We start from the raw sequence: 18,541 nt of genomic DNA on the forward strand, positions 1-18,541 counted from the left end.
GCGTATGTCTCTGCTTCATATCGTCTTCGATCAGCCCTGCATTCCTCCCAATACCGGCAATGCCATCAGGCTCAGCGCGGCAACTGGCGCACACCTGCATGTAGCTGGTCCTCTTGGTTTTAATTTTGAAGATAAAAACCTGCGCAGGGCAGGTTTAGATTATCACGATTTAGCAGTGCTCAGCGTTCACGAGAACCTCGCTGATGTCTTTACCTCCCTCCCCCACGGACGCGTTTTCGCCTTCAGTTCTCATGGCACCACCAATTACGCAGATATCAGCTATCAGCGTGGCGATATTTTACTCTTTGGGCCGGAACCAACGGGGCTTAGCGAGGAGGCTCTCCACCACCCCCGCATAACCGACATCGTGCGCATTCCCATGCTCGCAGGTCGACGCTCCCTCAATCTTGCCAATGCCGCTGCCATTGCCACATTCGAAGCGTGGCGTCAGTTCGGATTTGAAGGCGCAGCCGAATCCTAAAGCTGAGATTTCAGAGCAGGGCGCCGTTATCCTATCCGGCGCCTAGGCTGTGCCTCCCCTATCGGTTCGAAACTGAGAGATAGTGGTTGAGATCTAGTTCAGCCACCTCGGCGATGAGCCCGCGCGCGTCCTGCAGACCCAACTGGCGAGCTTTGATGGTCACGGGGCCAGGAATGATAGCCATGGTCACCGATTCGATCCCAGCGAGACGTTCGAATGGTCCGTGGCTTAGCTCTAGGTGCTGGATATGTCGGCGGTGAGCCATGGCGACACTGCGCCCGATCCGCCCGCGTGTGCTGATTATAAAATCCTCGTTGAGCAGAACATACTGCCTATTCCAGTCGATAGGGGAAACAAACCGAGCTCGTTGTGGGCTGCGATAAATCTCCCACGGCCTCGACGTTTGAGGCCGTATATTATCGAGGTCATCTGCTGGCGATTGTTCTTTTAGATCGGGATTTATGGTATTACCCATGAGAGCGGCAACAACTTTCATCGCTTTTTCTTTATTGCCAATGGGGAGAACAAGCATACCGCGTTCGGCATTGCCATAACCTGCCACAGACACGCGCACCAACCACCAGTCGAGAAGCCGCCAGGTCACTGGTTGCACCATATCAACCGCGTGAGTGCGTTCAGCGTGCAGAGTTTTTCGTTCCAAGTTCAGCAGCCCATAACTGATATTGAGGGTTTCACCATCGCGCTCAACTGTGAAGCGATACGAACGATCAATGATCTGAAAGGCGTTGACTACTAAGGGAAGAAGGAAAGAGAAAATAGCGATCGTAGGTAGTGGCTGAAAAATAAAGAGAGGAATTGTGATCAGCAGTGAGATCAGCGTCGATTTGGAGAGCGCGGCTGCCGTAAGTGACATCCATACAGGTATGGGTGGCACGATAATCTCTGGGGAAAGGGTAGCTGTGTCCTGTGGTGAATTATGGGGAGAAGGTTTATCCTCAGCTCGATCTAGCTTTTCACGAGTAGGCGCTGCGGTGTGTCGGCGGGTTTGCCCGAGCAGCTGGTCTTTGAGCGCAAGCGCGTCAGCGCGCTTGAGATAAGCGATGTCAACATGGCTATTAGTCCCGCCAGCTTGTTCTAATCGCACCGCTGCCAGCCCAAAAATGCGCGCATTGATCGGTTCGAATAATTCAATCGCTTGAATCTTATCGAAGCGAGCACTCCGAACCTTTTTGCGGATAATCCCCGACCGGTAGACCACTTCGGTCCCGTGAATTTCGTAGCTAATCGCTCTCCAGCCCACATAGAGCAGAGAGCCGACGATGACAAGAAACACCATGAGTGCGACGAGTGGTAACAGAACTGCCCGCAGGTATGCCGTATCCCAATTATTGCGCACCATATCAACGAGTTCTCCGAGACTGGAGCCGCCGGCGGTGATAGCAAAGACAGTGGTGGCAACGATGACATCGCCACTTTTAGCCACTGGGGTCAAAGGGTGGAGGCGGTGCTTGTCTATATCGCTCATAGATCGATCATCTTTTCCTTGGCAAATGTGAGCAGGCGCTCGCGCAAGGCTTCGGCGGTCTCGGCTTCTAAGCCAGGAATATAGCTCGCATCATCGCCAGCTGTGACGATATGGATAGTTTTGAGTCCGTATATGCGCTCAAGGGGGCCTTGCAGTACATCAATATATTGCACCCGGCCAAAGGGAATAATGCGTATGCTGCGAAAGAGTCGCCCACTAGCAATGATGATTTCTTCTGAGGTTTCTTGCCATCCAAGAAAGTGCACTTGGCGAGGGATCCACCAGATAAACCAGCAGGTTATAGCCAGTAATGCGAGGGGAACAGCCAGCGCCCATACCCAGTGCTCAAAGAGAAAAAACCACACCAGAGAGGCAATCAGCGCGACGATAAGCCACGGCAGGCGCGAGATATAGCGTACTTTCACTAGATTCGGATGAACAGCATGCAACGATCTCTCCATACCCAATGAGGATACACTTTCTCTCCCTGTCCGCATGCCGCTGTACTGTGCGCGGTGCCCCGTTTCTTAGTGGAAGTCGCGTGAACCAGCGCTGAGTAATTCAGCAGGGGAAAATTCCTCTAGGAGATCAGCACTAATAGAGGCAACTCGGTTTGCGTTGCGCACGATACCGCGCACGATCAGCACGGTGGCAGTACGGGCGAGGACGTGTTGTCGCTTCCAGAGCCCAGGTGTGATCACCACATTGATCAGTCCTGTCTCATCTTCCATACCGATAAATGTGACCTCCCCAGCCGTCGCGGGCTTTTGGCGGTGCGTGACGGTTCCGGCCACTCGAATACGGGTACCGTCAGGGATATTCAATAGCTCAGCGGCGGGAATGATACCCACGCTGTCCAAATACTCTCGAAAGAGCACCATGGGCTGCTTATCATGGGTGAGCCCTGTGGTGGCGATATCAGCTACCGCTAACTCAAAAGCGTTCATTCCAGGTAGACTCGGCGCCTGCAGTACCGAGAGTCCTGGCAACATATCAGATTTTTCGGTGGCCGCTATACCTGCCTGCCACAGAGCTTGCCTGCGTTCAGTTCCAAAAATATCAAGGGCTCCTGCTTGGGCGAGGGCTTCAATATCGCTGGTCTTCACATCCGCCCGGCGCGCCACATCAGCAATTGTGCTGTAAGGGGCATGAGCGACAATATCGGAGACCTTATGGAGCCCCTTGATGGAATTTAGTCCGATCCTTATCCCCCACCCGTCCTCGGTTTTTTCGACGGTAGGCTCCGCACGCGAGGAATTTATGCATACGGGGAGAACCCTGATGCCGTGCCGACGGGCGTCGGCAAGGAGGGATTGGGGAGAATAAAAGCCCATGGGTTGGGCCCGCATGAGTCCCACACAAAATTGGGCTGGGTAGTAGTACTTAAACCAAGCAGAGAAGTAAACCAGTGAGGCGAAGGATTGCGCGTGTGATTCTGGAAAGCCGTAGGCCGCGAAAGCTACGATCTTATTCCATAATTTATCCGCTGTTTTCCCCGTAATCCCGTTGGTTTCTCGTAGGCCCGAATAGAAGCGTTTTTTTAGTGGAGACATTTTCTCTGCTGATCGACGAGAACCCATAGCGCGACGTAAGGCGTCTGCCTCGGTCCCAGTAAAGCCGGCTGCATCCACGGCTATATGCATAAGCTGTTCTTGGAACAGGGGCACGCCTAAAGTTTTGGAGAGAGATTTTTCTAGCACAGGGTGGTCGAAACTGATCTCTTCGACCCCACTACGCCGCCGCAGATATGGGTGCACGCTCCCACCTTGAATAGGGCCTGGGCGTACCAGAGCAACTTCCACGACGAGGTCGAAGAAGCAGCGCGGTTTTAATCTGGGCAGGGTATTAAGCTGGGCCCTGGATTCTACTTGGAAGACTCCTATGGCATCGCCCCGGCTGAGCATCTCGTAGATATTGGGGTCACTTAGATCGAGTTCCCACAGGTTAATCTCATCGCCTGTACTCTCTTTGACCAGGTCAATCATGTGATGCAGAGCTTCAAGCATACCAAGACCTAGAAGGTCGAATTTGACCAGCCCGGCCGACGCGCAGGCTTCTTTATCCCATTGCACGACGCTGCGACCTTTTTTGCGGGCCCATTCTATGGGCACCACGCTAGATATGGGCCGATCACAGATCACCATACCCCCAGAGTGGATGCCTAGATGGCGGGGGTGTCCGCAGAGCTGGTTGGCAAGTGTAGAAACTACCTGTGGGGGTTCGGTTATTCCTTTTGACCAGCTGTCTGAAGCCCCTGGGGCATAGCCTAAGGCGCGAGCGGCGTCGCGGATGGCCCCTTTGTGGCGGTAGCTAATAATATTAGCTACTTGCGCAGCGTTTTCACGCCCATACCGCTCATAGCAGTATTGGATAACTTCCTCCCTACGTGTGGATTCGAAATCGACATCGATATCGGGGGGACCATCGCGGTCGGGAGATAAAAACCTCTCAAAGAGCAGACCTGCGGCTACAGGCTCCACATTGGTAATACCTAGGGCAAAGCACACAGCGGAATTTGCTGCCGAGCCGCGGCCTTGGCACAAGATATTTCGCGTGCGCGCGAAATCGACGAGGTCGCTGACGATCAGAAAATATCCGGGAAATCCTAGTTGTTTAATGACGGAGAGTTCATGGGCGATTTGGGCTTCAGCTTTGTGCCTAATCTCTTTATCTCTAGTGCGATAACGCTGGGGGAAGCGCTCGTGGACCAAGGCTTCTAACCAGCTAAATTCGTCGTGCCCTTCAGGTACCTCCCATTGGGGGAGATTGGGACTAATTAAGGTGAGCTGAAAGGCGCATTCGCGCGCGATGGTACAGGCGTGATCGATATAGCGTCGGTGGTGTGGAGCTAAAACACTTTCGATATGATCACGCGGACGCAGCCACATAGCGCCCATCGCGGCGAGTTGAGGTGCAGCGCTAGAGAGTGCCTGATTACGCTCCAGCGCTTGTTTCGCTTGGGCTACTGGGGCGGCTCCGCTATGAGCCGCACATGCCCGCGTGGTCACAATGGCCGCTAATTCGCCATGGTAGCGAGTATGAAGTGCGTCTAAAAGGGCATGCGCATCGCTATCGGTCGGGCTCATACTCACCACGTATTCGAGGAGGATATTCTCCGCCCCGAAGGCTTGGTAAAGGGTTTCTATCTCTTCGGCCCATTCTGCTGACGCAAGGATATAGCAGTGGCCAGATAGCTGCGTGGCGATGGCTTGAAGATCGGGGTAATGGCAGTGGTCTTTATCCCCCGCCATCTTGGCTTGGGAAATGAGCTCGGAGAGCAACTGGTATCCGCGGGGGTTTTTACAGATCACGGAGAGGATAGCGGTGTCAAGTGTTAATTCGGCACCGAAAACGGTAGCTATTCCATGCGCAGCAGCTGCTTCAGCCATGGCCACTACCCCATAAAAACCATCTCTATCCTGCAAAGATATAGCTTCTACTCCCACTGCTACGGCGGCTTCGATCATCTCTTCTGGAGTGGATGCGCCGCGTAAAAAGTTAAAGCAGCTAGCCGCGTGGAGTTCTACATGAGATCGGGGTGAATAATATTGAACAGGTGTGCTATTTTTTTCCAAGCTTTCGGATTGTAGAGCCCGCAGTTCGCACGCTTCTTTTCCTGATAAATATCGCTCTAAACGTGACCAACTGAGCGGCTTTCCGTGAAAATTTCCTGCTGGGTCCACAAGAAATATATATCATATTTTAGAACATACGTACGAATTTAAGGCGATCCCAAAACTAGACTAAGCTGTACAACCAAATCTGACTAGGATACGCTTCACGCTAGGTTAAGGAGACAGCTTGGTTCAGATCGGCTCACACTCCCCCTTTTCCCCTAAGGAATCGGGTGGGATGCCACCATCTACACATACGCTGACCTGCTTGAAGGCCAGAAACGCGGATGGGCCTCGACTATAACAAGCTGGGTGCAGCAGGCCGTTGCCTTACCTATCCCTCATAAACAAATACTTATCAACCTGAAGGTGATGTCATCATGAATATTTCTCGCATTATCACAGTCTCCACTGCCGCACTCCTAGCCGCCGGCGGTCTGACCGCCTGCTCTAATGATACTGCCACCCCAGGCGGCGAAAATAGCAGCACCACCATCCGCATCGGCACGACCGATGGCACCAAGAAGGTATGGGCCGCTTTAGAAGAGGTAGCAAAGGAAAACGATATCACCCTAGATATTGTTAATTTCTCCGATTACTCAACCCCCAACTTGGCGCTCTCCCAAGATCGGCTAGATGTTAACCTCTTCCAGCACCTGAAATTCCTCGCCGAATATAATGTGGGCAATAATGCCGATCTGGTTCCAGTGGGAGCCACGGAGATTGTTCCCCTCGCGCTTTTCTGGAAGGATCACTCTAGCCTCGATGGCATCGAGGGAGAAACTGTTATCGTCCCCAACGATCCATCGAATTTAGGCCGCGCCATTAACGTCCTCGTTCAGGCTGATCTAGTGACCTTAAAGCCAGCAGCCCAGGGCAGCTTGACCCCCACCGAAGCCGATATCATCGAAAAAGAATCCAAGGTGAAGGTAACGTCTGTGGATGCCGCACAAACTACCGCCGCATACGGCGAAGGTAGGCCAGCAATCATTAATAATTCTTTCCTCGATCGGGCCGGAATTGATCCGAAGCTCGCTATATTCCAGGATGACCCAAATGCACCTGAGGCGGAGCCTTATATCAACGCTTTCGTGGTGCGCGAATCCAAGAAGAATGACCCCACCATTTTGAAACTAGCTCAACTCTGGCATGATCCTCAGGTCTTAGCTGCTAACGCCGAGGACTCTAAGGGCACGTCCGTTCCCGTAGAGAGCACCCCTGAAGCTCTTCAGGCGATACTCCAGCGCCTAGAAGACCAGACTAAATAGTCTCGAGCTCCACATTTTCACCCCTTTTCACCTGATAATCGTTGCGCCTTCTCCCCCCCCCATGCAGGAGCCACGGTTATCACGGTTATCAGGAAGCGACGATCTCCATCGTTACTGGTTAGGGTGTGGGCTGGCATGAAGATTTTTTAACCGAAGCTATCTAAGGACATCCGTGAACGGAACACGTATTGAATTTGAAAACTTGTCTAAAGTTTTCCATTCCAAGAAAAAATCGGGGACGGATATCGTCGCCCTCGACGGGGTTTCCCTTGCTGTCGACGCCGGAGAAATCTTAGGGGTTATCGGTTATTCTGGCGCCGGTAAATCCACACTAGTGCGCATGATCAACGGACTCGATACCCCAACCTCGGGATCTTTGCGGCTCGACGGCACTGAGATTGTGGGTATGCCCGAACGGGAACTGCGGAAACTGCGCCGCAATATCGGCATGATTTTCCAACAGTTCAATCTGATGAAGTCCCGCACTGCCGCTGGCAATATCGAGTACCCCCTCAAACTAGCGGGGGTTGATAAGAAAACTCGCACATCTAGGGTGCAGGAACTTCTCGACTTCGTGGGCTTGAGCGATCGGGGGCATAACTATCCCGAACAGCTTTCTGGCGGGCAAAAGCAGCGTGTGGGTATTGCCCGTGCACTTGCCACCGATCCAGCTCTCTTGCTTGCCGACGAAGCCACCTCCGCACTCGACCCTGAGACCACTCAAGAAGTTCTCAACCTCTTGCGTAAGGTCAATCGCGAACTGGGTATTACCATCGTGGTGATCACCCACGAAATGGATGTCATCCGCTCCATAGCCGATAAAGTCGCTGTGATGGAAAATGGCCGTGTGGTGGAATATGGCTCTACCTACGAGATTTTCTCCCACCCGCACACCGATGTGGCCAAGCGCTTCGTGGCCACGAGTCTGCGCAATACCCCCGATACCATTGAAGCAGATGAGCTGCTCTACCACCCAGGTCGCTTTTTCACGATCACATTATCGGAGAATTCCGGGTTTTTCACTGCTTCCGCCCAAGCGCGCTCCCGAGGGGTAGGTATTGGCATCGTCCACGGCGGCGTGACCACCTTGCAGCATAAATCTTTCGGCAAAATAACCGTGCGCCTTACCGGTGACGACGCTGCTATTGACGATTTTTATCAGCATCTCACCCACACCACCGAGATTGAGGAGATCATCAGATGACCACCACTGTCATAGCAGCCGAATGGTCGCGCCTAAGTGGAACCTTCACTACTGCTATTGCTGATACCCTCGTCATGGTCTTGCTAACCCTGGCCATTGGCGGAACCTTGGGTCTAGCCCTAGGGGTCTTGCTCTATACCAGCCGCGAGGGTGGGATCCTCCACAATAAATTCCTCTTCGGCGCCTTAAATACCCTCGTCAATTTTGTTCGCCCCATTCCGTTTATCATTTTGCTATCTGCTTTAGGGCCACTGACAGTGATCGTGATGGGCACTCAAATTGGGCGTAATGCTGCTATCTTCGGTATGTCTATCGCCGCCACATTCGGCGTTGCGCGCATTGTGGAACAAAACTTGATCAGTATTGATCCAGGCGTTATTGAGGCAGCACGCGCCATGGGCGCTACACCGTGGCAGATTATCACCCAGGTTATTATCCCCGAGGCTCTCGGGCCCTTAATCCTCGGCTATACCTTCATCTTTATTGCTATCGTGGATATGTCTGCGATGGCCGGCTATATCGGCGGCGGGGGCTTGGGCGACTTCGCTATTGTCTATGGCTATCGCGCTTACGATTTTAAGGTGATGTATATAGCGGTCTTTACCATAATTATCTTGGTTCAAATCGCTCAGCTGCTGGGCAATTGGCTGTCGAAGAAAGTGATGCGCCGCTAAAGGCTCGCAGGAAAACCTCCACAGCACTACCCCTATTGAGATAACGGGGGTAGTGCTACTTTATACTCCTAAAGGCGTTGTCTCACCTCAGTAGCCACCCAAATGTCCACGGATTTTGGTGGCTTTGTGCAGGAAATATGCGCATTGTCGACTGTGCGCGCTATAAGTTCACTATCAAAGACACGACCGTCGGCAAGCGTTACCATGGTGTCCACTACCCCCGTTGCCCCAATAGGGAGCGATTCACCTTGGGCGGCCAGATGATTCCGCACCGCCAATTCTGCAACCTGCCCCCGCTTATCCCACAGCCCGCGCCCACGATTACCCTGCAAATAGAGCCGACCCGCTTGAGCTTCCATATAGATGCGTAGAGCATCCTCCTCATCGAAGCGGCCGTAGAAATAACCCCACGGAAAGAGGATCAGACTCGGAGCAAAACGATGCCCGCCGGTGTGACTGCACTCCCAAATATGCCCTTGCGGAAATCGTTCGTAAAGATGGCGCGCTATCGGACGGCCCTTAATCGCACAGCACCGATCCCGTTTGGCGTGCGCGCATACCAAGACCACCGGTTCCTCGACCACCGTGGTGCGACCGCCATTGTGCCCGGGCCCAGAAAAATCGAAATCGAGGAGGTCGCTGATCTGATTGATTTGAGCCATCTCTACGATGCCCGCTGCAACATAGACGATATATATGCGGAATCCACCGTCAGAGTTCACTTGGTGCCCAGCGCGCCCCGGCCGGCGTATGAGCAACACCTGGGGTAATTGGGCGAGGACCTCAGTATCGGCGGCGTTAAAGGTATTGCCATCGAGGATATCTTTACTCCAGCTACCAGGCTTTTCGACGAGGATATAGGTGTGTGCATTCTTCGCGGTGCCTGCTAGCGGCTCGAGGTGGGAATCAGAACACAACGATTGGAGAGGTGGGGGTATAGTAGCGGAAATTTTTTCTCTCAGCTCCATTCTCACAGGGATTAGAAAGAGTAATAGTTCGATGAGCGCTGCCGCCAGACAATGCTGTGAGATTTAGCCTACCCTTTGGTCGAGAGGTGGGTACAGCATCCTTTAAGGAATTTTAGTAAACCTCGTAGAGGGTTAGGTTGCAAGCATTTAAATAAATACAACTGTCATGAGGTTAGGGCGATAATCTCCGAATAAGCCTCCTCCCAATGCCTTGGGGAAGGTTCCTGCCCCGCTGGGGCTAGGTTTCGCGCCATCTCCTCTACCTGGTCGTTGAGTTCTCGGTGCCGCTTTGTTACTTCCGCGTATGTCGGTTCCGCTTGGTTGAGTGTCTCCAGCACGCTGCTCACTGTGCTGCGTAGAATTTCTGGCTTGCGATACATTATTGCGCTCCTTCTCTTGCTCCTGATAGAGCCGATTCAATTCCTCGAAAAGATCTAATTGATCGTTATTCTCATTCTTTTTTCGCGCCATGCCGCTTTCCACATACCAGAGCGGAAGATTTTTCTGGCCTGATATTAACCGACTAACGGCATAGATGTACTGCAATTTTGGATAAGGCCAACAGATTGACCCCTCCTGGTAGCTTAGTAGCACCTAAGAGAGTTGAGAGAGGGGCGCATTTTCACCACGCGCAACCCTCAAAAATCACCACACCAAGGTCACTCCCCTCGATGCGGCAAAGAAGCTTTGCAGAAACAACTACAGGTGAGTTCTAGTTACCGTGGAGAACCAATCGACCAGATAGTGGGCGCGCAAGTTCGACAACGGTTGACGCGCTTGTTCCTACAAGAGAACATTGTTCAGGAGCATCAGGAAGTGAACCTTCAAACAAAGAAATGGTTACGGCTGTCCGAGATTCGGTTACTTCCGATCGAATTCCGTAACAACTTGGAGTTCCAATATTGAAAAAGACTCGTACTTTTTCCCCACCACCAATGACTTCATGAGAGTTCCAGCGTAGTGGAGTTTCGTTTTCCAAACCTTTCCGAGAATCCCAATCCCATACTTGACGAGAACCCGTATCACTTGACAGGTTGGGGTTCGTAGCAGAACCTATCCCTAACCCAATTCCCACAACGCTAAGAAGAGTCAGAAACTACCCCAATAACAGTTGCAATATCAGCAGGAGCCATACTCACGATATGTTTAACACTATTTTCAGACACTTCAACTTCCTTTCGGAGAAGGCAGTTTAAGTTAGGTCAACCTAATAATACGGGGTCAGTAAATAATGTAACCGATGTAGAAAAATAATCTATAGCATTTTTACTACCGTGCCCCCGTGGGGATTGTTTTTAAAGGGGTAGATCGTGCTACATGTCCGCAAACCCCATCTATCGGGCACACAGCACAAGCGAGAAGGTCAGCAGAGAAAACAACGCACTACGCACCCCGACTTGGCCGCATGCCTAGACAAAAAGCCCCTTTGCAGGAATTAACCACTCAAGGGAGCTCGACGAAAACACCTACTGGTGCTTGAGTGACGCTTAACCTCGTGCACGCGCACCTGGGTGCCGTCCTAAAAGTCGTACACCGTAGACCGGTGTCCAATATCAACGACAACAATCACCACGGTATCTTCCACAATATCTGCAACAATACGGCAGTCACCTACACGCCAACGCCGCGACCCCCGCTTATTGGCCGTCAGGGCTTTCCCCCGATCGTGTGGATTATCCAACTGCGCAATCTCACGCAAGAACAAAACCCGTAGCTGCACTGGTCAGTCAAACTTCTTAAAATCCTTCGCTGCACGAGAAGAAAACTCAATCGCCCATGCCGCACTCAAGCTCCAGCTGCTCCCGCGAAATTATCTTTTGTTGGCTGCTGCGAGTTTCTGCCGTTGGGCCTGGTCATGGTCGCCCTCGGGGTCGGTCTCTCGACATTCTGCAGTCTTCTATCCACCTTTACGTCCCGTAGTGGCTAACGTCTTAGGCTCACTGCTACTGGCTTTCGCAGTCGTGCCCTGGGACGCGTAGACGGGGCTTGTGGACTGGGTGACGTAGCCCCGCACCCGCCTAGCCATCGTCAAACGATTAGACATCGACGGCATGCCCTCAGATCGCCCCGCCCCACCATGGGACTAAGCAGCCTTATAGGATTGTTCGTACGCGTCGATAATAGGCACATCTTTTAAGCGCTGCCCCGTCTGCCGTGGCCAATGCCCAGTCTTAAGCGCATGCCTAAAAGCGGTTTCATCCCTGACTGCGGTACCGGGCTGGTCTATGTCTATGTCTATGTCTATGACCATAACTGACGCATATTTTTTAGTGCTCAATACGGCGTACTCGCAGTGCGCAAAGGCTGCGAAGTTTATGCGGTGATAGCGGGCTTCTGGCTAATCGCCCCCGTCTTCGGATCTGTGAGGTGATTATTTTCCTGAGAAAAGCCCCGATCTACTGACCCGTGGAGAACTTCCGCTCCTCTATGCGCTGCGAGCGCGCCCCTTTTTTAGGGTGCTAGCGGGGGTATCGTTAATCCCAGCGCACCTGGCACTCGGTAACTGTTGCAATTTGACAACAATTTAGTGTTTTAAGCTTTTATAATTCCCTTTATTTGGTGCGGTAGTTACAGTTGAGGTTATGAGTAGACCTACGTTGATGCGCACCCTCGTGGCCACAGGCGCGGCAAGCCTAGTAGCTTGTACCAGCGCTTGCGCCCCGCAATCTCCTACCGAGTCCACTGCAGATTTCACCTCGGCCGCTCAAACTGGCACAGCTTTCTCCTCCCCTGCTGCCTCTTCAAGTGCCAGTGCTGGAATCACACCCCTCGGTGAGGCATCTAAAGAAATGCGCACTCAACGCCCTTCGGTCCCCTCCCTACTAGTGCCTCAAGAAGTTCGCATTGGTAGCCACAAGGGATTCGATCGAGTTGTTATCGAATTCGCAGGCACGGGGAAACCTGGTTGGTATATCGACTATGTGGATACTCCCACCCAGCAGGCCTCTGGTCTAGTCGTTGATATTCCAGGTGATAGCTTCCTCAACGTTAATATCGACGGCCTTGTTCTCCCCTTCGAGGTAGGACTCGATTCCGATGCTGTCACCGATCTAGTCAAGGGCCCAGGCCCTATCGTCACCGCGGTAAAACCTTCGGGCACTTTCGAAGGTCGTGGGCAATTTGTCATTGGACTCAACGGTTCTCCAGCCCCCTATTCGGTTGAGGTGCTCGACAACCCCGTGCGCGTGGTCATTGATATCCGTAAACAGTAAGCGTCAATCGTAAGTAGCTTCGACCCGCCACACCCCCGCAACCCACAGCAATAACCATGCCTGTGGGTTGTTGTGCATATCCTCCCCCACTACCTGAAGACGCGCGCCCGAGGCTTCTTGCGCCCACCACTGCCCCAAAAAGGGCCATGGACCAGCCCAATAATGCAAAGAAAATACTTTCTTTCCCCACCGCATCGTGACAGGAGGGGCTGAGAGCATCTGGTCCTTGTCTAGTTCAACCGGCATACCGGCACCGTCAAGAAGCTGGCACCGCGCCGCTGGGTGGAGCACGCGCGCTGGCAAAGGAGCAGGGATGGCATCGCGCCACGATTGTTGATCGATATTCACCGGATCTTCACCATAGGGGGTGAAAATAACACGCTCGGTTACCCCTATTCCCCCAATGAGTGTGGGCTGAACTACGCGATCCACCCCAAGGGTCGATTGCACGCGGCTAATAACCCGCTGACTCTGGTATTCATCGGCCTCATTGCCTAATAAGGTTCGCGGGGCAGGAACTCGGCACTCTACGGGGTCAATGATGATCTCGGTAATACCTAACGCATCATCGTCTTCTCCCTCGGGTGCGTGTGCCGTAATCCATCCAGCAAGTTGCCAGCGCATCCGATCGGCTATCGCTTGTTCGGTCAGTGCTTCGCGCGTCCTCCATATCCGTTCCAGCTGCGTATGACCAATAGTGGCGGTTATTTTGAGACGGACGCATTCATAACCATGCATGCGGAGGGTATCGATAATATTCGCTGCTAGAAAGCGCGCGACAAAGGCCGCGGTATCCACTCGATTGATGGCTTCTTCTGGCCGGTATTCAAGGGCCATATCACTAACTGGACTATCGGGAGCGATCAACCTTTTCTCTGCTGCACACGCAATGCGGTGACAGCGCATCCCCATATGCCCAAAGCGGGTATGAACCGCTGTCCTATCAAGGGCTGCTAGATCGCCGAAGGTTTGCACCCCCATGCTCATGAAAGTAGACACTGTGTGCGCATCGCAGTCGAGGCTCGGCTCGATAGTGAGCAGCGATAACGGATGCGGAGCCAAAAATTCTTGGGAGCATCCCTGCTCGACGGTTTTCCCATAGCGAGCGGCGATCGTAGCGGTAGGGATATCATCTGCAATACCTGCTACGCAGTCAACGCCTTGCCGTGCACTAGCTGCGAGAGCTTTCTCTGTGGCTTTCGCTTCGCTGCCATAAAAGCGGGCGATAGCGTGGGCATTCATTACCACAAGTCCAGGCCGTAATACTTCAACGCTCGCTGCTATTTCATCGAGTGAGGTGGTGATATCAGCAAAAGTTCGCCCCTCTCGCTCCGCATCACCTGCAATAATGGCTGCTTCGGGCACTAGGGCCTGAGCCGCTCGTAGTCGCATCCCTCGCTTCACTCCACGAGCACGAGCGTGGGTATTGCACACTGTCACGCTGTGCTGCTGCGAAATAATGACCGGTTGCATATGCGTGGCCAAGCCACTGATCACTGCTGCTTGCACCGGCCAGTCTGGGAACCATAAAGCTAGAGTGCGCATTAAACGGCATATAGGTGAGGACGGTGGCCGATAGTAATCCGCTTTTCTCTTGCTATTCCCTTCACCGTAGTGGTTACCTGCATATCAATGCTTTTAATACGGCCTGTACCGTATCCAATTCCCCGAAAACCCGTAATCTGGGCGCGAATATCCATCCATGATGTAGGGATATGCGTTCCCAGTACAATAACGGCTGCTTTTCCGTGGCGCACCTTCGCAAGGAAGGGACGCGCTCGACTGGGCGTGAGGGTTGCTTGCTCACTGTTGATAAAGATGGCATCAAGCCCTTCGGCTAAAATGGCGGCGGCTTCCCATATCTGCGCGCCGGGTTCTGGGACGGCAATAATACGATCGAGCTGTCCACCGCTTTCAGATATCCCCGCATAACTTAATTCTGGCCACCCTAGCACTGCACTGAAGAGTCCGGCGCTACTGATATGGGCGAGCATTTCCACAGCAAGCAGTGCTGGTGAATCCATGAGTGCAACGGCTCGCCGTTTTAAACCTCCATGGGGGAAAATATCACGTAAATCAGCACCCAAGGCCACAATCTCCTGCTCGGTATAGGAGTGCTGCTCTGCTTGGGAATGCTCACTGTGCTGGTGGTGATCGGGCTCTAAAACTGGGGCGATCTGAGCCATTTGTGCCCGCAAAGCGGCGATGCGCAGCTCCTTGCTCGGAGCTGTATCACCTTCCACTTTTCGAACACTTGTTTGATTCACATCTTTTATCTAAATACCTTCACTCCGTCTTGTCAAACCCCCACGAAAGCACAGAGCACCCTAGAAAACATCATCTAAGCTGGCTATTTATCTAAAATATGAGAAAAATAAGAGGAAGAAGGGGGTAGTTGCGTCACCATCTACGATCGCTGCTACTAGTCGAGGTGCCGCGACTGCGCCCAGCGCGTTAAGGCATAGCGATTCGACTGCTGGGTCTTGCGCAAAATATTCGACGCATGCGTTTCCACGGTCTTGACCGAAATAAACAGTTCGCGCGCAATTTCCTTATAGGTATAGCCGCGGGCTAAAAAGCGCAGTACCTCTAATTCACGTCTGGTGAGGGCATCGACTACTGGGTCGTTTTTGATAATCTCTCGGATCTCATAAGCAGTATTCTCCCCCGCCAATTTTTCGATGGCGGCATCATATTCGGGGGAATCAATGACCCCGGAACCACTGTGGGCATCGGGGGATACGAAAGCATCTAAGACGAAACCTGCGAGCCTCGGACTAAAGACTGCATCACCGTCATTAACTCGCCGCATCGCGTCGACAAGGTGGGGCCCATCAATTGATTTCGTCACATAACCGCGCGCCCCCGCCCGGATGATCGCAATCACATCCTCGGCGGCATCAGAGACGCTTAAGGCCAAGAACCGCGGAGCGGGATCCATCTCTTTGGCAGCGTGAATAACCGCTACCCCACCCCCATCGGGCATATGAACATCGAGAAGAACAACATCGGGAGTAGTCAGACGGATACCCTCTATGGCATCTGGAACTTTTCCTGCCTCGCCCACAATCTGGACGTGATCACCGATTTCAGCGCGCACCCCGGCGCGGAAAACGGAATGGTCGTCGACAAGAAAAACTTTCATATTTATTATTATCCCTTAAAACTCACCGTCCTTATACCCGGTCGCTATATCGGGTAGATAATCTCCACCTCAGTACCCGTATCCCCCTCCTGTTGCGAGCGAATATTCACCTTCCCACCAGCACGCTCAACCCGGCCACAGATGGAATCGCGAATCCCATGGCGATCCGCTGGAATGTGCTGTGGGTCGAACCCGGGGCCGCGATCGCGGATATAGATATGGATATCATCAAAATTCTCGCAGTAGACATCAATCTCAGAATCGGGAGCATATTTAGCGGCATTGACCATCGCCTCCCGCGCGGCGAGTACCAGTGCTTGCACATTCGGTTCGAGCAACTGATCGTGGCCTACGGTTACTGGCGCGATGCGTACCGCATGGATATCTTCCACCTCCCCGCAGGCACGCTCAATCGCAGTAAATAGAGTGGTATCGGTTTCCGGTTCGAATAACCAGCGCCGTAATTGCCGTTCCTGACCACGTGCCAACCGTATGACCTCGGCCGGAGATTCTGCGTGTTTTTGGATCAATGCGAGGGTTTGTAGCACCGAATCGTGCAGCCTGGCCGCTATCTCGGCGCGCTCAGCACTCAGTATTTTCTCCTCCCGCTCCGCACTCATACGCTGCCATATTCGCACTCCTATTGGGACCATCAAGGCTGCCACCCCTGCGAGTGTTAAGAGCACTGTGCCAATTGCGGTGGGAAAAGTTGGTTCGACGCGCCAGCGTACTGCCCCGATGACCACTCCAGCCAGGATCATGCTGGTGCCGACGACCATGAGAACTAGCGTTATGATCGATTTACCTCGGTCCAGAGCGAACCATGTGATGACGGCGCCGCCTGCAATAAATACTAAAAAGCCAATAGAGCGCGCGCTGTGGATATCTACTAGCGCGCCTAGGACTGTAATCCCCACCAAGCCCCAGGACACCGGAGCTCGAAAACGATCAGGTGGCGGGGGAAGACCTCTGCGCGATTCGGTAGCGATCCACATCAAGATATAAAAAAGCGTGCCGACGTTCACCAGCAGCGACGCTCCGGCAAAACCTAGGCGCACCCATGCCACATTGACTCCGAAGTAGGTGGCTATTCCGCTACATACTCCGCCAATCATCCCACTATCGCGATGCCGATAGAACGTGGGGATAGACATATGTGGTGTAGCCATATTTTTATACTGGCACGTCTATATCTCTCTACGCCATCGGGGTTCTCCCCTATCTTTATTAACCTTTATAGATGCAGGGTTATCGCAAGAGGTGATCTTTAAAAAATCAGGGATGATCCCGATAGACTTTCCCGCTCCCCTGAGCGAATAATGATGGTATGGAATTTTCTCCTTCACATCATTCTTTCTCCGCGTCACCTCAATCTGCCGCGGACAAAGCTCACGAGAATATTCTGCACCACCTGTGTGACAAGAAGCAGTGGGCCGCGTATTGGGCCACCCGCCCCACAATTGCGCACCCGTCCTCAAGCCCTCTCTTAGGGGTATGCGAAGCACTAGGGCGACGCTATCTCATCGATCCCAATGTCGTACGTTTAGCCTTTGTAGCGGCCTGCCTTGGGCATCATAGCACTGGGCTGATTATCTACCTTGCGTGTGCGCTGTGTTTTCCCCGCGGTGGCACTGAGCACGGCGAGGGCCCTATAGATTTAGGCTCAATGAATTCTCTTAGTCGTCCATCGCGCGCGTGGTGGTGGCCTTTAGTGGCGGTGGGACTGGTAATACTGATCTCTGATTCCCCTAACGCTCTTAGCAGCGTTGCGGGCATCTTTATTACCCTTGCTTTTCTCCTTATTACTTTTGCCCGATATTCCACCTATCCTCTACCACCTGTGAGCACACCACCTCCTATGGATTTTTATGCAGACCGCCCCTATGACCCCACCCCTACCGGTAGGTGGAGCCCCGATCCTTTAGGCTCGCAGTGGTATCCCCTCGACGACTCGGCACTTAATTACTCGGTTTCTGATCCCCTCATTACCACTCCCCACCGTCCCGAGCGCAGCGCTTGGCCCATAATCATCCTCGGAATTATCGGGCTCATTATTGTGCAATCAGTGGCGGTATTCGGCGCCTCGCCCTCGTCAGATATGAATATTGGCTCGATTGACGCTGAGATAAAAACCTATGAAGATTTACAGGAGAGTTATTCCACTCACGTAGGCAGTATCGAGCTCGATTTACGCTCTCTTCCTCCTCTCGACCGTGACCGTAACCTAGATTTAAGCACCTCGACAGGAACAATCGAGGTTCTCATCCCCCGCGGTATGAATACCTCAATTTCCTGTTCGGTTAATATTGGGACCTTTCAGTGTCCTGGGTCATCGCAGGTTGAAGGACAGGATAAAGGACCAACCCTTTTTCTTACTGCCACCACCAATATCGGGGAAATCACCATTACCCGCGCTTAAATCTCTGTCACGATAACGCAACGCCACTGAGCTTTTTCGCTTTACTGCGAAAAGTTCAGTGGCGTTGGTG

At 52.8% G+C, this 18,541-nt stretch carries 17 protein-coding genes; 6 read left to right on the forward strand and 11 right to left on the reverse strand.

Annotation, left to right across the window (positions count from 1 at the left end; translation table 11 throughout):
• The first annotated feature begins 4 nt into the window (after positions 1 to 4).
• A complete protein-coding gene (locus N7326_RS02990; protein ID WP_259077236.1) occupies positions 5 to 481 on the forward strand; it encodes a tRNA (cytidine(34)-2'-O)-methyltransferase in 477 nt (158 codons plus the stop codon).
• Between the two features lie 58 nt (positions 482 to 539).
• On the opposite strand, the gene N7326_RS02995 is transcribed toward N7326_RS02990, so the two are convergent.
• From N7326_RS02995 to N7326_RS03005, 3 genes are all read right to left on the reverse strand, one after another.
• Entirely contained in the window at positions 540 to 1,967 is a 1,428-nt protein-coding gene (locus N7326_RS02995; protein WP_259289332.1) for a PH domain-containing protein, read from the reverse strand.
• A complete protein-coding gene (locus tag N7326_RS03000; RefSeq protein ID WP_259077238.1) occupies positions 1,964 to 2,428 on the reverse strand; it encodes a PH domain-containing protein in 465 nt (154 codons plus the stop codon). The genes N7326_RS02995 and N7326_RS03000 overlap by 4 nt, the downstream gene beginning before the upstream one ends.
• 66 nt (positions 2,429 to 2,494) lie before the next feature.
• On the reverse strand, positions 2,495 to 5,650 hold the full coding sequence (locus N7326_RS03005) for an error-prone DNA polymerase (protein ID WP_259289333.1): 3,156 nt from the start codon (positions 5,648 to 5,650) through the stop codon (positions 2,495 to 2,497).
• A 311-nt stretch (positions 5,651 to 5,961) separates the two neighbouring features.
• On the opposite strand from N7326_RS03005, the gene N7326_RS03010 reads away from it, so the two are divergent.
• The 3 genes from N7326_RS03010 to N7326_RS03020 all read left to right on the forward strand — a co-directional run bounded on the left by N7326_RS03010 (position 5,962) and on the right by N7326_RS03020 (position 8,727).
• Complete coding sequence (locus N7326_RS03010) at positions 5,962 to 6,849, forward strand: MetQ/NlpA family ABC transporter substrate-binding protein (protein WP_259077240.1); 888 nt, start codon at positions 5,962 to 5,964, stop codon at positions 6,847 to 6,849.
• A gap of 172 nt (positions 6,850 to 7,021) precedes the next feature.
• Positions 7,022 to 8,053 carry a methionine ABC transporter ATP-binding protein gene (locus tag N7326_RS03015; RefSeq protein WP_259077241.1) on the forward strand — a complete coding sequence of 344 codons (1,032 nt, stop codon included), beginning with the start codon at positions 7,022 to 7,024 and terminating at the stop codon, positions 8,051 to 8,053.
• Positions 8,050 to 8,727, forward strand: a complete 678-nt coding sequence (locus N7326_RS03020; protein ID WP_259077242.1) for a methionine ABC transporter permease — start codon at positions 8,050 to 8,052, stop codon at positions 8,725 to 8,727. Before N7326_RS03015 ends, N7326_RS03020 begins: the two co-directional genes overlap by 4 nt.
• Before the next feature lie 68 nt (positions 8,728 to 8,795).
• Here the strand turns inward: N7326_RS03020 and N7326_RS03025 are convergent, their stop codons facing one another.
• The 4 genes from N7326_RS03025 to N7326_RS03040 all read right to left on the reverse strand — a co-directional run bounded on the left by N7326_RS03025 (position 8,796) and on the right by N7326_RS03040 (position 11,946).
• Positions 8,796 to 9,695 (reverse strand): sucrase ferredoxin, encoded by a 900-nt coding sequence (locus N7326_RS03025; RefSeq protein ID WP_263088119.1) that lies wholly within the window; start codon positions 9,693 to 9,695, stop codon positions 8,796 to 8,798.
• 147 nt (positions 9,696 to 9,842) lie between these two features.
• Positions 9,843 to 10,166: a hypothetical protein gene (locus N7326_RS03030; RefSeq protein ID WP_259289335.1), complete on the reverse strand. Its 324-nt coding sequence runs from the start codon at positions 10,164 to 10,166 to the stop codon at positions 9,843 to 9,845.
• A gap of 1,048 nt (positions 10,167 to 11,214) precedes the next feature.
• The gene (locus tag N7326_RS03035) at positions 11,215 to 11,415 is read right to left on the reverse strand and encodes a type II toxin-antitoxin system RelE family toxin (protein ID WP_263088120.1); all 201 of its coding nucleotides are present in this window, start codon (positions 11,413 to 11,415) and stop codon (positions 11,215 to 11,217) included.
• A gap of 363 nt (positions 11,416 to 11,778) precedes the next feature.
• Positions 11,779 to 11,946 (reverse strand): hypothetical protein, encoded by a 168-nt coding sequence (locus N7326_RS03040; RefSeq protein ID WP_263088121.1) that lies wholly within the window; start codon positions 11,944 to 11,946, stop codon positions 11,779 to 11,781.
• Between the two features lie 331 nt (positions 11,947 to 12,277).
• On the opposite strand from N7326_RS03040, the gene N7326_RS03045 reads away from it, so the two are divergent.
• Positions 12,278 to 12,907, forward strand: coding sequence for an AMIN-like domain-containing (lipo)protein (locus N7326_RS03045; protein WP_259158054.1), 630 nt, complete (start codon positions 12,278 to 12,280; stop codon positions 12,905 to 12,907).
• 3 nt (positions 12,908 to 12,910) lie between these two features.
• Here N7326_RS03045 and N7326_RS03050 read toward each other — a convergent pair whose 3' ends face one another.
• The 4 genes from N7326_RS03050 to N7326_RS03065 form a co-directional block, all read right to left on the reverse strand.
• Positions 12,911 to 14,452, reverse strand: a complete 1,542-nt coding sequence (locus N7326_RS03050) for a Y-family DNA polymerase (protein WP_259077248.1) — start codon at positions 14,450 to 14,452, stop codon at positions 12,911 to 12,913.
• Complete coding sequence (locus N7326_RS03055) at positions 14,452 to 15,174, reverse strand: hypothetical protein (protein ID WP_263088122.1); 723 nt, start codon at positions 15,172 to 15,174, stop codon at positions 14,452 to 14,454. Before N7326_RS03055 ends, N7326_RS03050 begins: the two co-directional genes overlap by 1 nt.
• Positions 15,175 to 15,329: 155 nt before the next feature.
• Positions 15,330 to 16,052 (reverse strand): response regulator, encoded by a 723-nt coding sequence (locus tag N7326_RS03060; protein ID WP_259158050.1) that lies wholly within the window; start codon positions 16,050 to 16,052, stop codon positions 15,330 to 15,332.
• Positions 16,053 to 16,096: 44 nt separating this feature from the next.
• A complete protein-coding gene (locus N7326_RS03065) occupies positions 16,097 to 17,221 on the reverse strand; it encodes an ATP-binding protein (RefSeq protein ID WP_259077251.1) in 1,125 nt (374 codons plus the stop codon).
• A 158-nt stretch (positions 17,222 to 17,379) separates the two neighbouring features.
• Here N7326_RS03065 and N7326_RS03070 point away from each other — a divergent pair, with 158 nt between their 5' ends.
• Positions 17,380 to 18,471 (forward strand): PspC domain-containing protein, encoded by a 1,092-nt coding sequence (locus N7326_RS03070; RefSeq protein ID WP_259077252.1) that lies wholly within the window; start codon positions 17,380 to 17,382, stop codon positions 18,469 to 18,471.
• The last annotated feature ends 70 nt before the right edge of the window (positions 18,472 to 18,541 follow it).

The sequence above is a fragment of the Corynebacterium sp. ES2794-CONJ1 genome, assembly GCF_025660615.1.
Classification (GTDB): Bacteria; Actinomycetota; Actinomycetes; order Mycobacteriales; family Mycobacteriaceae; genus Corynebacterium.

Excerpts from the sequence above, each read along its gene's own strand:
- N7326_RS03020 (WP_259077242.1), top strand. The coding sequence starts at position 8,050 with ATGACCACCACTGTCATAGCAGCCGAATGGTCGCGCCTAAGTGGAACC.
- N7326_RS03045 (WP_259158054.1), top strand. The coding sequence starts at position 12,278 with ATGAGTAGACCTACGTTGATGCGCACCCTCGTGGCCACAGGCGCGGCA.
- N7326_RS02990 (WP_259077236.1), top strand. The coding sequence starts at position 5 with ATGTCTCTGCTTCATATCGTCTTCGATCAGCCCTGCATTCCTCCCAAT.
- N7326_RS03000 (WP_259077238.1), bottom strand. The coding sequence starts at position 2,428 with ATGGAGAGATCGTTGCATGCTGTTCATCCGAATCTAGTGAAAGTACGC.
- N7326_RS03010 (WP_259077240.1), top strand. The coding sequence starts at position 5,962 with ATGAATATTTCTCGCATTATCACAGTCTCCACTGCCGCACTCCTAGCC.
- N7326_RS03065 (WP_259077251.1), bottom strand. The coding sequence starts at position 17,221 with ATGGCTACACCACATATGTCTATCCCCACGTTCTATCGGCATCGCGAT.
- N7326_RS03060 (WP_259158050.1), bottom strand. The coding sequence starts at position 16,052 with ATGAAAGTTTTTCTTGTCGACGACCATTCCGTTTTCCGCGCCGGGGTG.
- N7326_RS03070 (WP_259077252.1), top strand. The coding sequence starts at position 17,380 with ATGGAATTTTCTCCTTCACATCATTCTTTCTCCGCGTCACCTCAATCT.
- N7326_RS03040 (WP_263088121.1), bottom strand. The coding sequence starts at position 11,946 with ATGGTCATAGACATAGACATAGACATAGACCAGCCCGGTACCGCAGTC.
- N7326_RS03030 (WP_259289335.1), bottom strand. The coding sequence starts at position 10,166 with ATGGCGCGAAAAAAGAATGAGAATAACGATCAATTAGATCTTTTCGAG.
- N7326_RS03025 (WP_263088119.1), bottom strand. The coding sequence starts at position 9,695 with ATGGAGCTGAGAGAAAAAATTTCCGCTACTATACCCCCACCTCTCCAA.
- N7326_RS02995 (WP_259289332.1), bottom strand. The coding sequence starts at position 1,967 with ATGAGCGATATAGACAAGCACCGCCTCCACCCTTTGACCCCAGTGGCT.
- N7326_RS03050 (WP_259077248.1), bottom strand. The coding sequence starts at position 14,452 with ATGCGCACTCTAGCTTTATGGTTCCCAGACTGGCCGGTGCAAGCAGCA.